The 14,088-nt window shown below is 39.7% G+C and carries 14 protein-coding genes; 6 read left to right on the forward strand and 8 right to left on the reverse strand.

Translation table 11 applies throughout. The annotated features are described in order from the left end of the window. Positions 1–61 precede the first annotated feature (61 nt). Positions 62–1,294, reverse strand: a complete 1,233-nt coding sequence (locus CXF89_RS16530) for a hypothetical protein (RefSeq protein WP_121955227.1) — start codon at positions 1,292–1,294, stop codon at positions 62–64. Beyond that, positions 1,284–1,907 (reverse strand): cupredoxin domain-containing protein, encoded by a 624-nt coding sequence (locus CXF89_RS16535; protein WP_121955222.1) that lies wholly within the window; start codon positions 1,905–1,907, stop codon positions 1,284–1,286. The genes CXF89_RS16530 and CXF89_RS16535 overlap by 11 nt, the downstream gene beginning before the upstream one ends. Positions 1,908–2,065: 158 nt before the next feature. Here CXF89_RS16535 and CXF89_RS16540 point away from each other — a divergent pair, with 158 nt between their 5' ends. Continuing rightward, positions 2,066–4,108 carry a glycoside hydrolase family 97 protein gene (locus CXF89_RS16540; protein WP_121955223.1) on the forward strand — a complete coding sequence of 681 codons (2,043 nt, stop codon included), beginning with the start codon at positions 2,066–2,068 and terminating at the stop codon, positions 4,106–4,108. A 42-nt stretch (positions 4,109–4,150) separates the two neighbouring features. On the opposite strand, the gene CXF89_RS16545 is transcribed toward CXF89_RS16540, so the two are convergent. Genes CXF89_RS16545 through ompR form a run of 3 tightly spaced genes read right to left on the reverse strand, consistent with a single transcriptional unit; the run spans position 4,151 to position 6,955 of the window. Beyond that, positions 4,151–4,864, reverse strand: a complete 714-nt coding sequence (locus tag CXF89_RS16545; RefSeq protein ID WP_024594282.1) for an ion transporter — start codon at positions 4,862–4,864, stop codon at positions 4,151–4,153. 58 nt (positions 4,865–4,922) lie between these two features. After that, entirely contained in the window at positions 4,923–6,230 is a 1,308-nt protein-coding gene (gene envZ, locus CXF89_RS16550; RefSeq protein WP_121955224.1) for a two-component system sensor histidine kinase EnvZ, read from the reverse strand. Positions 6,231–6,235: 5 nt separating this feature from the next. Then, complete coding sequence (gene ompR, locus CXF89_RS16555; protein ID WP_002959552.1) at positions 6,236–6,955, reverse strand: osmolarity response regulator transcription factor OmpR; 720 nt, start codon at positions 6,953–6,955, stop codon at positions 6,236–6,238. A 195-nt stretch (positions 6,956–7,150) separates the two neighbouring features. On the opposite strand from ompR, the gene greB reads away from it, so the two are divergent. From greB to CXF89_RS16575, 4 genes are all read left to right on the forward strand, one after another. Then, the gene (gene greB / locus CXF89_RS16560) at positions 7,151–7,630 is read left to right on the forward strand and encodes a transcription elongation factor GreB (RefSeq protein WP_007584978.1); all 480 of its coding nucleotides are present in this window, start codon (positions 7,151–7,153) and stop codon (positions 7,628–7,630) included. Between the two features lie 116 nt (positions 7,631–7,746). Continuing rightward, positions 7,747–8,058: a hypothetical protein gene (locus tag CXF89_RS16565; RefSeq protein WP_007584977.1), complete on the forward strand. Its 312-nt coding sequence runs from the start codon at positions 7,747–7,749 to the stop codon at positions 8,056–8,058. A gap of 50 nt (positions 8,059–8,108) precedes the next feature. Continuing rightward, a complete protein-coding gene (locus CXF89_RS16570; protein WP_024594284.1) occupies positions 8,109–8,690 on the forward strand; it encodes a CBS domain-containing protein in 582 nt (193 codons plus the stop codon). Between the two features lie 168 nt (positions 8,691–8,858). After that, on the forward strand, positions 8,859–11,186 hold the full coding sequence (locus CXF89_RS16575; protein ID WP_121955225.1) for a Tex family protein: 2,328 nt from the start codon (positions 8,859–8,861) through the stop codon (positions 11,184–11,186). A 72-nt stretch (positions 11,187–11,258) separates the two neighbouring features. Here CXF89_RS16575 and CXF89_RS16580 read toward each other — a convergent pair whose 3' ends face one another. The 3 genes from CXF89_RS16580 to bioH form a co-directional block, all read right to left on the reverse strand. Next, complete coding sequence (locus CXF89_RS16580) at positions 11,259–12,113, reverse strand: putative metalloprotease CJM1_0395 family protein (protein ID WP_121955226.1); 855 nt, start codon at positions 12,111–12,113, stop codon at positions 11,259–11,261. A 4-nt stretch (positions 12,114–12,117) separates the two neighbouring features. Next, positions 12,118–12,426: a hypothetical protein gene (locus CXF89_RS16585; RefSeq protein WP_007584971.1), complete on the reverse strand. Its 309-nt coding sequence runs from the start codon at positions 12,424–12,426 to the stop codon at positions 12,118–12,120. A gap of 90 nt (positions 12,427–12,516) precedes the next feature. Next, positions 12,517–13,254, reverse strand: a complete 738-nt coding sequence (gene bioH / locus CXF89_RS16590) for a pimeloyl-ACP methyl ester esterase BioH (RefSeq protein WP_010554945.1) — start codon at positions 13,252–13,254, stop codon at positions 12,517–12,519. A gap of 74 nt (positions 13,255–13,328) precedes the next feature. On the opposite strand from bioH, the gene CXF89_RS16595 reads away from it, so the two are divergent. Beyond that, entirely contained in the window at positions 13,329–14,006 is a 678-nt protein-coding gene (locus CXF89_RS16595) for a ComF family protein (RefSeq protein WP_101216091.1), read from the forward strand. Positions 14,007–14,088 lie beyond the last annotated feature (82 nt).

Genomic DNA, 14,088 nt, shown 5'->3' on the forward strand with positions numbered 1-14,088 from the left:
AATCTATACCAATTTTATTAAACTAAAAAGGGAGCATTTAAATGCTCCCTTTTTTATACTTTTAAAAACGCCATTGCGCATTTAGCATTATTTGCTGCTGCGAGATTCGTTCATTAAATCCAATTGGCTCTCTATTTTTTGCAGCACTTTTAAGTGCAGAACCTTCAACCCCTATTTGTAGTTTATTAGTGAGCTGGTAGCGCCATGTTGCTGTTAAGCCTTCCCCATTACTTGCATTAGGGTCAAACGCAGTGGTGTCGTTGTCAGTAACTTTAAAATAATCATAACGTACAGAAACTCGATGCTTGCCTTCTTTATGGCTCAGCATTAAATAATGGCTATAAAAAGCATTATCAATTAATGCGTTACTGCCCATTTCAGTTTTACCATTAAGTACCTGTGCTATTAAACGTGTTTTACTATTAAACTTATAAAGCCAAGCGGCGCTTGTAAAGCGAGTATCCCAAGCATACTGCCCTGTACTAATATTAAGTGTGGTTGGGTCGCCATTATTGTTGTAATAATAAATTCGAAATTGTGATTTTTTTAAGTAATCCCAATGTACGCCAGCGTAATAGCCAAAACGCCCATCTACTTCTTCAAACGGTAAAACCTGATTAGCCTGCCAACGTAATTCGTATGCATTTAATGCCGCTATAGGCGCAAATTTAACACTTTCGTTAAATGTAGTTTGTCTATCGTGTAATGCAAAACCACGCCATGCGAGTAAAGTGCCTGCGGGGTCATTGCCTTTAAATGTCGCACCTACAAAGCTAAAGCTATGTCTGCTGTTAAAACGTTTTGCTGGGCGCTTAATAGTTACCTCTGCGCCAACAGTGCGTACTTCCTCGCCTATCCAGCTATTAATAGCTGAGTTTGTATAGTTATAAGGAGAAGTCCACCCTATATCAGGATTTTCAAGCGACATAAGTGGGTAAAAGCCCCCCACGCGCATGTGCCATTTATAGTTGCTGTTAGATAGCGGCTGATACTTTATATAAGCCTGTGTAAAACCAAGGCTAACATCAGGATCTTGATTCGCATTTAACACCCCATGAGCCGACCAACTAGATGCTAAATCAACATTAAAATCTAAAATACCTTGGGATAAAATAAGTTCGTCGCTTTTAGTATCGTGCCGATATAGCCCAAGGCCGCCCTCTTGGAAGCTACGTATATCGTCCCCCTGCACGGCTCTAATTTGTATCAAGCCTTTTACTTGTGCATACAATGCATTACTAAAACATAAAGCACCGGCTAAAAATGCCAGCCTCATTAAGCGATTAATAGTCATCAAATTCATCCGTAGCAAAGTCAATTTGCTCCGCAATTTCCTGCTTTACTTTATAAGTGATCGGGTTAGTAGCCACAGTAATAGTTTGAGATTCAACCTTACTAATATCACTAAATCCAGAATGCCAAACACTTAACGTGTATTCGCCTGCATTGGCATTTAAATCAACATTCCCGTTTTCATCAGTAATTGCAAAAATAGTACTATCTACCACCACAATATAACCTAACATCCAATCATGAATATTACAGCCAAGCTCAACAACACCCGTTTGATCAAAAGTAATGGGCGCTTTTGGGTGCTCCTTATATAGCTTTAATTCGAACGTTTTGGCTTTAGAAAATGAATAAACATGATGCATGATTGAGTCCGTATTCGGAAACTCTACCTTTGCATTTTGTGGGACAACTAAAATACGCGGCTTAAATTCTCGATTTTGCTGGGTCATCGCATAAGGTGCTTCTGGGGGAATAACGCTAGAGGTGTCTCCTGCAGTTAGCCATACAACAGCATTAGGTAATGGGTCATTATTAGCATTTTTAATTGTAATATTTGCTGCAAAAACTCCAGTACTAACACTTAGTAAAAATACATAAAGTAAGCTTTTTATCATTTTCTTGTCGCTATTATCAATTTGTTTACATTATAGACCGATTAAGCCACCAAATTCTTTCTATTTTTTAAAACATTGAATACGTATGTAAGCAGTCGTATTAATCATCAACAGTCATTATCCTTAGATGTCACCACCGACTCATCTAAGGACACACCATGAGAATACCAGCACTTGTGCTTTTAGCCTTTGCTAGTAATAGCTACGGACAAACCGTAGAGCTAAAATCGCCAGACACACAAATAACAGTAAGCATCTCTGACGAAAACAACACGCCAAGCTACGCAATAAAATTTAAAAACAAAGCGGTTATAAACAAATCTTTACTGGGGTTTGAATTTAAAACACAAGCAGCTTTTAGCGACGGCTTTAAAATTAAAAGCATTAAACAACAAAGCGTTAACTCGCAGTGGCAACAACCTTGGGGCGAACGCCAAAACGTTATTGACGAATATAACGAAGTAGCCATTACTTTTACAAAAAACGAGCCAAATAAAGACACCTACACTATTCGATTTAAAGCATTTGATAGTGGGGTTGGATTTAGATACGAAGTACCACAACAAGTAGGCTTCGAACATACAGAAATAACCAAAGAGTTAACTGAATTTGCAATAAACAATAGCCATGATGCAACAGCATGGTGGATACCTGCTCGTGGCTGGAACCGCTACGAATATGTTTACAACACTACTCCACTTAACGAAGCTCCACTAGCTCACACACCATTTACGTTTAAAACAAGTGACGGTACTCATATTAGTATTCATGAAGCCGCACTTGTTGATTACGCAGCCATGGTACTTAATCAGCGTCGCTCTGGTACGTTTACTGCCGATTTAACGCCGTGGTCAGATGGTGTCGCAGTTAAAAAACAAGGTGCTTTTAAAACACCATGGCGCACCATTCAAATAGCCGACAGCGCTGTTGGCTTAGTTAATTCAGATATAATACTAAACCTAAACGAGCCTAATAAACTCGGCGACGTGTCGTGGGTTAAGCCTGGCAAATACGTGGGTATCTGGTGGGGTATGCATATAAACACGCAAACTTGGGGTCGCGGTAAAAAACACGGCGCCACTACGCAAACCACAAAATACTATATGGATTTTGCAGCGCAGTATGGTTTTGATGGCGTACTCGTTGAAGGCTGGAATATTGGTTGGGATGGCGATTGGTATTTTAATGGCGATGTATTTAACTTTACCAAACCGTACGACGACTTTGATATAGCAGCGCTTGCTCAATACGGCAAAGAAAAAGGCGTACAGCTCATTGGCCACCATGAAACATCAGGCAATGTAAGCAACTACCGTGACCAAATGGAAGATGCTTTTGCCCTTTACGAAAAATCAAACGTAAGCCAAGTAAAAACAGGTTATGTAGCCGATGGCGGAAATATAAAACGTATAGACAAAAACGGTATTGCTCGCCACGAATGGCATGACGGCCAGTTTATGGTTAACGAATACCTTTATAACGTAAAACTTGCGGCTAAGCATAAAATTAGCATTAATACTCACGAGCCAATTAAAGATACAGGCCTGCGCCGTACTTATCCAAACTGGATTGCGCGCGAAGGTGCACGCGGACAAGAATATAATGCATGGGGTTCACCACCTAATCCACCAGAGCATGTACCAATGCTTGCTTTTACCCGCATGCTTGCAGGACCAATGGACTTTACGCCAGGTATTTTTGATATGAGCTTTAATGGTTTAGGAGGCGATACAAACCGCCCACAAACTACACTTGCCAAACAACTTGCACTTTATGTTGTTTTGTATAGCCCAATTCAAATGGCTGCCGACTTACCTAAAAACTACTTGGCTAAGCCCGATGCATTTCAATTCATTCAAGACGTACCAACAGATTGGCAGCAAAGCATTGCTATTGATGGTGAAGTAGGCGACTTTATTGTATTCGCTCGTAAAGAGCGTAAAAGCACTAAATACTCAGGAAACGATTGGTACTTAGGTGCTGTTACTGACGAAAAAGCCCGAACTATTGAGGTAAAACTCGACTTTTTAGAGCAAGGCAAAAAATTCGAAGCGCAAATTTATAAAGATGGTAAAAACGCAGAGTGGAAAAATAATCCGTACGATATAGCTATCGAAAAACGTGTTGTAACTGCAAGCGATAAACTAACGCTTAAATTAGCCACTAGTGGCGGTACAGCTATTCGTTTTAAAGCACTTTAAAATAGAAATTAAAGGCCACAGTAAAATATAGCGGCCTTTAATTTAGTTCTCTAAATTGCAACTAACTTCATCTTCGCGTCTGACAGCAGACAAGGCTGAAGCTACAATACCAGTGGGGACAGCTACGAGTCCAAGCCCAATCATTAAGATGAAAAAAGTAAAAAAACGTCCCCCAATAGTTATAGGGTAGATATCGCCATATCCAACTGTAGTTAATGTGGCAACTGACCACCAAAGGCTATCAAAAATTGATTTAAAAACCTCTGGCTGCGCAGTGTGCTCAAAATGATAAATACCTACAGCTGAAAGATATAATAAAACCAAACTCATCCCTGTAAAAATAACTAACTCTTCTTTTGCTAAGTAAATAGCCCTCGCAAATCGAAGTAAAGCAGTGTTATATCTTACTACCTTCAATACTCGAACTAATCTTAACAGCCTAATTAAGCGTAATGTCCTTAAATCTACAGCAAATGCTAGATAAAAAGGTAAAATAGCAACAAGATCCACAACTCCATAGAAGCTAAAAACAAAGTTTAGCCTGCGTTGCGATAAGGCAACCCTTGTTAAATATTCAAGAGTAAAAATTACAGCAATTAACAGTTCGGAGTACTTTAAAAATACTTTTGTTTCACTACTTAAGTCTGGCAATGTTTCAACTGAGAAACACAATACAGAAAATAAAATTAACCCGGAAATGACCCATACGAATATTGGTCTATCTAAAAATATTTTATCATCTTCCTTAACAACCACATTTATTCCTTGATATTAAAATTCAATAGTCTAAAAGCGCCTTTAGGTATTTTTTAAATTAATTCAAGACCTTTATTGGCAAATATACTTGTGCACTTAAACCGCCTTCTGGACGGTTTTCTAGTTTTACTTTACCGTCGTGCATATCAACAATGCGTTTAATAATAGCAAGACCTAAACCACTGCCTTCACTGCCACGTGCAGCATCGCCTTGTTTAAAGGGCTCAAACACAGACTCTAATTCGTTTTCAGGAATGCCGGGGCCACTATCGTTTACAGCAATAACCACGTATTTTTTGTTTGAATTAAAGTAGCTAAGTACTTCAATATCGCCCTCAGAATAACGCAGTGCATTACCAATCATATTGGTAATTACACGCTTAATAGCCACAGAGCTTAACGGTATATTGCCTATATTAGGATTACTTTTAAACGTAATAGTACGTTGATGTTGAAGCTCAGAATTGACAACCTCGGCAACTAAAGCATTTATATCTTCGCAACTTAGCTCATCTGTTTTATGGTGGCGTAAATACTCAATAAACTGATCAATAATGCCGTTCATGTCTTCTATATCGTAAATTATACCTTCGCGAAGATAGTCGTCTTCATCAACCATCATTTCGGTAGCTAAACGAATACGCGTAAGCGGCGTACGTAAATCATGAGATACACCGGCCATTAGTAAACGGCGGTCGTTTTCGAGTGCGGCAATTCCGCGCGACATTTGATTAAACGCACGCGTTACTTCTATTACCTCTGTTGAGCCTTGTTCTTCTAACTTAGTAGAAAAATCGCCTTTACCCACTTTCACAGCAGCTTGTTGCAGTGCTTTTAATGGCCTATTAAGGTGCCTTGCAAACAACCACCCACCCAGCACACTTAAAAAACCAATACTTGATAAGTAAAACGTTAAAAACTCTAAGTTGTTCTCCTTAAAGCCTTTAAGCGGTACTTTTACCCAATAACCTGGCGCTTGCGGTGCTTCCACCCAATAAATCAACGGATCAGTTTGGCTAATACGTACGCGAGAATAACCGCCAAGTTGCTCAGTCATGCTACGCGATAGCATAGAATATTCGCGGCTTTGCCCAAGCCCTTGACGCATCGCTTCTCGCTGAGTCATCACTTCAATGCCAGTAATTTCAAAAAACTTTGCAGATACTTCGTCGTTTATTTCAACGCCATCTTCCCAGTCAATAAATACTGTTTTAATTTGCTTAGCAAGCATCAAGTTAACTTGCTCAATGGTTGGTTTTACAACATAAAAACTAACCGTAACATAAGACACTATTTGATTTATGAGCAGCAGAGCCGCCACTAAAAAAACAGTTTGTCCAAAAGCACTGCGAGGAAACATGCCCATAAATATTACTTTTCACCGTCGGGAACAAACACATACCCCAAACCCCAAACGGTTTGAATATAACGAGGATTAGCAGCATCTACTTCAATCATGCGTCGAAGTCGCGACACTTGCACATCAATACTTCGCTCAAGCGCACTGTAATCACGCCCACGCGCTAAGTTCATTAGCTTATCGCGGCTAAGTGGCTCACGCGGATGCGAAACAAGCGCTTTTAGCACTGCAAACTCACCACTGGTAAGCGATATTGTTTTATCCCCTTCACTCATTTCGCGCGTTGCTAAATTAAGCGTAAATTTACCAAAAGCGATTAAGTTTTCTTCAGCAGCAGGTGCGCCTGGCACTTCTTTTGCGCGGCGACGTAAAATTGCTTTTATGCGAGCGAGTAGCTCACGTGGATTAAATGGTTTTGGAATGTAATCGTCAGCGCCAAGTTCAAGGCCAATAATGCGGTCTACTTCGTCGCCCTTTGCAGTAAGCATAACAATAGGAATTTCATTTTCTTTTTGGCGTAGACGGCGGCAAATCGATAAGCCATCCTCGCCCGGGAGCATTAAATCGAGAACCATTAAGTGAAAGTTTTCTCGCTCTAGGAGTCTATCCATTTGCTCCGAGTTTCCTGCGGTTCTAACAATAAAGCCTTGCTCTACTAAGTAACGTTCAAGCAAACTGCGTAAGCGCATATCGTCATCAACAACTAATACTTTTGTGGTTTCGTGTCCCATAATCTCTTTCTTATTTTTATATCCAATTACTAGTTAATATAAATGAAAAACTTAATAATCAAAAACTAATTACTTGCTTAGATTGTTACTGAACATTTCAAAGCTTACTTACTCGTACTTTATTACATTTTACGCTCGACAAGTTTTGGCAAATTTAATAACGTGCACACCATTAGAGTTAATAAAGAATTCACCATGAAAACAAATTTAGTTACCCGTGAAGGTTACTTACAATTACAACAAGAACACGACCAACTATGGAACGTTAAACGCCCAGAAGTAACAAAAATAGTTAGTTGGGCAGCCAGCCTCGGAGATCGCTCTGAGAACGCAGACTATCAATACAACAAGCGTTTGCTACGCCAAATTGACCGTCGTGTACGTTATTTACGCAAACGCATACCTGATTTAAAAATCATCGACTACTCTCCCGTTCAAGATGGAAAAGTGTTTTTTGGTGCATGGGTCGAAATTGAAAACGAAGAAGGTGAAACTAAAAAATTCAGAATTGTCGGACCTGATGAAATTTACGACCGAAAAGATTACATTTCGATAGACTCACCTATGGCGCGGGCGCTGATTAAAAAACAAGTAGATGACGATTTTGAGGTACCTACTCCTCAGGGTAAAAAACAGTGGTATGTAAACAGTATCGATTACCAAAAAAAGAAATAAAAAGTTTTGATTCAGATCATGTTAACTTTTGATTGTGTAAATTAAACCAATAAGCTATAACTGAATTATTCAAGTTGATTTGTTTAATTTGAAAGCAGTTAATTAAGGTCGTGGTTATGTCAAACATAGTACAGCGCATATTAAATAATGCCGTATTGTTTGCACTTTTAATGAGTGTAAGTTTGACGCTGCATGCCAGTAACACTGAAGTAAACCTTGATAACGCTAAACTATCTAATCACTTTATTGCTTGTGACATTCCTGACCAAGCAAACCTCGATTTTGACGTAGACTCTCACGTTAATACTATTACCTTTAGGTCGCCTCAACCACTTCCTAATGTCGTAGATTCTTTTTATAAGAGCACCAACCTAAACAGACCTTTTAGCACTGCGTACCAACGCGGACCACCTAGCTATTTAATTTAATTCATTATTTTACAACTTAATTAAATTTTATAACTACTAAGGTGACTACTATGTCTAACTTTAAAGAATTACGTACTCAAAATGTTTCTCACGGCGTTATTGCAAGCACATTTGCAGATGACCAACCATTGATTGATTTATCATCTCCAGCACTAAAAATGGTAAATAACTTTACTCAAAAAACGCCCATTCGTGCAGAGCATACAACAACGATTACAGATGCACTTAAACAAGTTAGTGCACAACAATCTGATTTTGTTTTAGTAACCGACGAGAACCAAAAATTGATTGGTCTTGTTTCTAGCGCCGATTTACAAAGCTCTAAAATTACTATTATTGCAGAGCGTTTAAATACCCCACGAAGTGAAGTAAGCTTGCGCGATATTATGACGCCAATTAGCCGACTTACAGGTGTAAGCATGCAAAGTTTAAGCTATGCATGTATTGGTGATGCGCTGCAAACAATGGAGCATCAAGGTGTAATGTTTTTATTAGTAACAACAGCAAGTAGCGAAATTTGTGGTTTAATTTCAGCTCGCCAAATAGCTAAAACATTACATATTCCACTACATATTAGCCCTATTGCTCACTCTTTCAGTGAAGTATTAGAAAACATTGAGCATCCTCACTAGGGCGCTCTTTTAGTTGAATTGATTTACTCCCCTCCCAACCATCTTAAAGCAAGTGAAATAGCTTGCTTTAAGAGCTTTTTATTACTACCTCCTGTGATATTATTCAAGCAATTAACGGCGCCAGTAACACGCTTCTGGTCTTATTTTATTGTATAAAAAGGTTTTTGCATGAGCGATATCTCTGCACGTTTAGCCGGTGAGTTAAACGCACAGCAGCAACAGGTTGTTGCAGCTACAAAATTACTTGATGAAGGCGCAACTGTTCCTTTTATTGCCCGCTACAGAAAAGAAGTTACCGGCGGCCTAGACGACACCCAATTACGCCTTTTAGAGCAGCGTTTATCGTATTTACGTGAACTAGAAGAGCGCCGCAGTTTTATTTTATCGACCATCGAATCGCAAAATAAATTAACGCCAGAGCTAAGTGCCGATATAACTAATGCACAAAGTAAAACTGAACTTGAAGATTTATACCTACCTTATAAAGCTAAGCGCCGTACTAAAGGCCAAATAGCAATTGAAGCTGGTTTAGAACCACTTGCAGATGCACTATTTAAAGATGCTAACCTTGACCCAGAGCAACAAGCAGATCAATTTGTAAGTGCTGAAAAAGGCTTTGCAGATACAAAAGCTGTACTCGAAGGCGCTAAATTTATCTTGATGGAGCGCTTTGCTGAAGACGCAAAATTACTTGCTAAATTTAGAAGTCACATAAGCCAAAACGGCGCAATTGAAAGCACTGTAATTAAAGGCCAAGAGCAAGCGGGTGCAAAATACCGTGACTACTTTGAGCATCAAGAACTTCTCAAAAAAGTACCTTCTCACCGCGCGCTTGCTATGCTTAGAGCCCGAAATGAAGGTGTACTTCAGTTAAATGTTAATCCAGAGCCTAGCGCTGAAAATTCAGCGCAACTATGTGCCAACATGATTGCTGACCATTACCGTTTAGATATTAAATATAAAGCGGCAAGTCCTTGGTTATTAAACGTTGTGCAATGGGCGTGGAAAATTAAGTTAGGATTACACCTAGAGAATGAATTTTTTGCAGCAATGCGCGAAAAAGCAGAAGCTGGTGCAATCGACGTATTTGCTAAAAACTTAAAAGATTTATTAATGGCAGCACCTGCAGGCCCCCGTACTACTTTAGGTCTTGATCCAGGCCTTCGTACTGGCTGTAAGATTGCCGTTGTTGATAGCACAGGTAAATTACTAGCTACACAAACTATTTTCCCTCATGCACCACAAAATCATTGGGATAAATCAGTGCGTACGTTAGAGCAACTTTGTCGTCAGCATAAAGTTGAGCTAATTGCGATTGGTAACGGTACTGCATCACGCGAATCAGATAAGTTGGTTGCTGAGCTTATGAAAGCAAACAGCGAACTTAAGCTTAGTAAAATTATGGTTAGCGAAGCGGGTGCATCGGTTTACTCAGCTTCTGAATTTGCAGCTAATGAATTCCCAGATTTAGATGTTTCTATACGAGGGGCTGTCTCTATTGCGCGCCGCCTTCAAGATCCTCTTGCTGAACTTGTTAAAATTGAGCCAAAATCAATTGGTGTTGGCCAATACCAACACGATGTATCGCAAAGCCAATTAGGCCAAAGCCTTATTTCAGTAGTTGAAGACTGTGTAAACTCAGTAGGCGTAGATTTAAACATGGCATCGGTACCGCTACTTACACGCGTATCTGGTTTGAACAAAACATTAGCGCAAAATATCGTTAATTATCGCGATGCTAACGGCACATTTACTAAACGTAGTGAGCTTAAAAAGGTTGAGCGTTTAGGGCCAAAAGCATTTGAACAAGCGGCTGGTTTTTTACGTATTAACAATGGTAGCGATCCTCTAGATAACTCATCAGTTCACCCTGAAGCTTATCCTGTTGTTAAACGTATTTGTGAACGCAATAGCGTAGATGTCAGTAACCTAATTGGTAACAGCGACTTTTTAACTAAACTTGCTGCAAACGATTACACTGACGAAAAATTTGGCTTACCAACCGTTACCGACATTATTACTGAGCTTGATAAACCAGGTCGCGATCCGCGTCCTGAATTTAAAACAGCTGAGTTTAAAGCTGGCGTTGAAAAAATTAGCGACCTAAAACCAGGTATGATTTTAGAAGGCGTGGTTTCAAACGTTGCTAACTTTGGTGCATTTGTTGATGTAGGTGTTCACCAAGATGGTTTAGTGCATATTTCAGCAATCACGAATAAATTTATATCAGACCCACGCGAAGTAGTAAAAGCGGGCGATATTGTAAAGGTTAAAGTTGTTGAAGTAGACGCTGCACGTAAACGTATAAGCTTTACTATGCGCTTAGATGACGACATTGACACAAGTAATAAGTCAGCAGCGCCAGCTACGCAAAAGCCACAAGCACGTGCTAATAATTCGCAACCTCGCGCTGCAAAGCCTAAACGTGACAACGGTAATGCGTTAATGGGTAATGCATTTGCCGATGCGTTCGCTAATGCTAAAGTGAAAAAATAATAGTTGTACAGCTAAGCTAAAACGAAAAAAACCGCGTAAGCGGTTTTTTTGTGGTTACGTTTTACTAAATTATTAACTTAACGCTGAAAAACTACTTTGGCTCGCTGGCGATGTAGCCATTTGATAAAAGTTAGCAATACGCCCCGCCCGTGCCTCAACATCGGCATCACGTGTTTGCTCATCACTTTTAGCTGTTTTTGTATCGTTGCTTTCATCGCTAGAGAATGAAGCTTCAAGCTTACTTTTTGCGTCTTCGTCGTCTTCTTTTTCAGGTTGTGCAAGCTCAGATTGAGCCGCTGCTAGCTTTTGCGTAGCATCTGCAGCAATAGAGCGATCAGCTCCCGAAGGCTCTGCAGGCGCCAATGCCGCAGCACGTACCGTTTGCATTTTGTCTATAGTCGCTTGCGGATCACCCGGAACTTCAGATACATCTATTTGTACTTCTCCGCCAACTGCGTAGTTAGTACCATCTGGGCCACGTTGATACTCATAGCTTGGCGAGCCAGCATGTTGTCCACCTACAGAAGCGTGCGCTTGCTCGTGTATTCGTACTTCAGTATCTCGTGCTTTTAGCTCTGTAATTTGTTGTTGTTCTTGTTCTAATTGCAGCTCTTCTTGCTCAGATTCTTTTTTCTCAATTTCTTCACTTTCTTCCTCAGAGCCCTCAGGGTTTTCTGAGTTTCCATCGCGCTGCTGAACTGACTTTTCGTCTGCTATTTTCCCCGTTGCGTTATACGTCGCAGCATCGCTACTGCCTGGTAATTTTGCTTTTTCAGAATCACTTTGCGCTTTGGTTTCTGTATTGCTTGCGCTACTAGATGCGGGAGCAGGAATAACTTCGCGTAGTTGGTTGTCACGCCGTGCAGTTTCCGTATAAACATTTGCAGTGTTTATATTGATAGACGGAAATGGCGTGACAATATTCATAATACTAAACTTTAATATCGATTAACGTGCCAAGTACATCATCGGCCGTTTGAATTGATTGCGTATTTGCCTTGGCATTAAACTCTTCAACTTTTAAGTTAACAAGCGCTTCATCAACACGAGCTGGCTGTGCTACAGGTGCAGTAATAGCTTCTTCAGGGCGTGCTGCTGTAAGCTGACGTTGCTGCGCTAATTGCGCGTCATCTTGCTGTTCTATACTGGCACGGTTAATCTCAGCACTGGCTTTTTCAATACCTTGGCTAGCTCGATTAAACCCTTCTACACCACTATTAAATACAGATCCGATTGGCATATTAAAACCTCCACCAAATAAACATTGTTTAATTATCGCTCAGGTTCTGCTCAAAATAAAGCTTTAAACAGCGCTATTCTTAGCTCTATTTTAAAGCATTGATTTAACGACAGATAAAAACTCACTTTTATGAGAAATAAACGGCGCGTGCGACGCTTTATCTAGCACTTCGTATTCAAACTCAGTATTTAGTACTGACATTTCACTAATTGCTTTATAAGGCACTAAGGCATCAAGTCGGCCAAATACTCCTTTGATAGGTACTGGGCAATGAGCAAATAAATCACGTAAATCGTCGTTTTGTAAAATATCTAAACCAGCACTCAGGGCGTCGCTTTGTGGTGCGCTGTACTGATTTAGTAATTGTTTAAGCAGCTTTATATCATCACGCGCCGACTCGCTACCCATCGCTTGAATAGCTAAGAAGCGCTCTATTGTTTTTTCTCGATGATTAACTAACTGCTCTTTAAACTGCGCCAATACATTCGCTTTTATTCCGGGCCAATTATCTGCCTCCGCAAAAAAAGGAGTCGATGCAATTAAAATAACTTTTGATACTTTTTCAGGCCAATGCTTAGCAATATAAAGTGCAAATAATCCACCTAACGACCACCCCATTAAAATGGTCTTCGGCTTTAACTGCTTACTTAAAGTTTCTGCTGCATCATGCAAAGTATAAGGGCTTGGGCAAACATGGCTATTACCAAACCCAGGTAGGTCAAGGCTACGTACACTTCCTGAATATAAAAACTCAAGTTCTGGCTGTACTAACTGCCATACGCCCTGATTCATTCCCCAACCATGTAATAACACTAACTCATTTTGCATATTTGCCTAACCTTTACCAAACTTAGGCTCATCATAACGTTTAAAAAGGCGATTGCAATGCAAGGAGCGAGTCAGTGAAACAAGCCGTTTTAAATTGGTTATTTCCCTCTTATTGCGTGCAATGTCAAAATACGATTACGACCTCTTTAGGGCTTTGTGATTATTGCCTTGAAGATTTACCATTGTTTGATTTTAGTAAGCATAAGAATTTACTGCATCGACCCGATATTGTTGAGATGTTTCCTAATTGCGAGTTTGATAAATTATTTGCCTGTGCTTTTTATCAACCTCCCTTTGAACATTGGCTTAAAAGGCTAAAATTTAATAATCAAATTCATTATAAAAAGGCATTGCAGCAAGTTATACAAAAACAATTAACGCAGTTTTTTGAGCAAAGCCCTACTTTGCCAGATACCTTTATTATTTTACCTCTTCATAAAAGCCGATTCATTACTCGCGGGTTTAATCAGGTAAGCCAAGTTTGGCAACCATGTTTAGCTAATTACGCATCAGTGAGTAACGTACTTATTCGCGATAAAAAAACACAAGCCCAGTCGGAGCTATCTAAAGCAAAGCGTATTAAAAACTTAAAAAATGCCTTTATTTGTACAGAGGATATGGGCGGTAAAACAGTCGCTATTGTTGATGATGTGATGACGACAGGGGCAACATTAAACGCAGCTACTAGTGCACTAAAACAAGCAGGCGCTAAACAAGTGTGGGCTTTTACAACTTGCTTAACGCCTATTTAATTATTAAAAAGTATTATACCAATCCGCAATAATACTTAATCATTTTACGGGGCTAAACGTGTCGCTACCTGTGTTAAAAAAT

The sequence above is a fragment of the Pseudoalteromonas sp. MelDa3 genome (assembly GCF_002863625.1).
GTDB classification, from domain to species: domain Bacteria; phylum Pseudomonadota; class Gammaproteobacteria; order Enterobacterales; family Alteromonadaceae; genus Pseudoalteromonas; species Pseudoalteromonas arctica.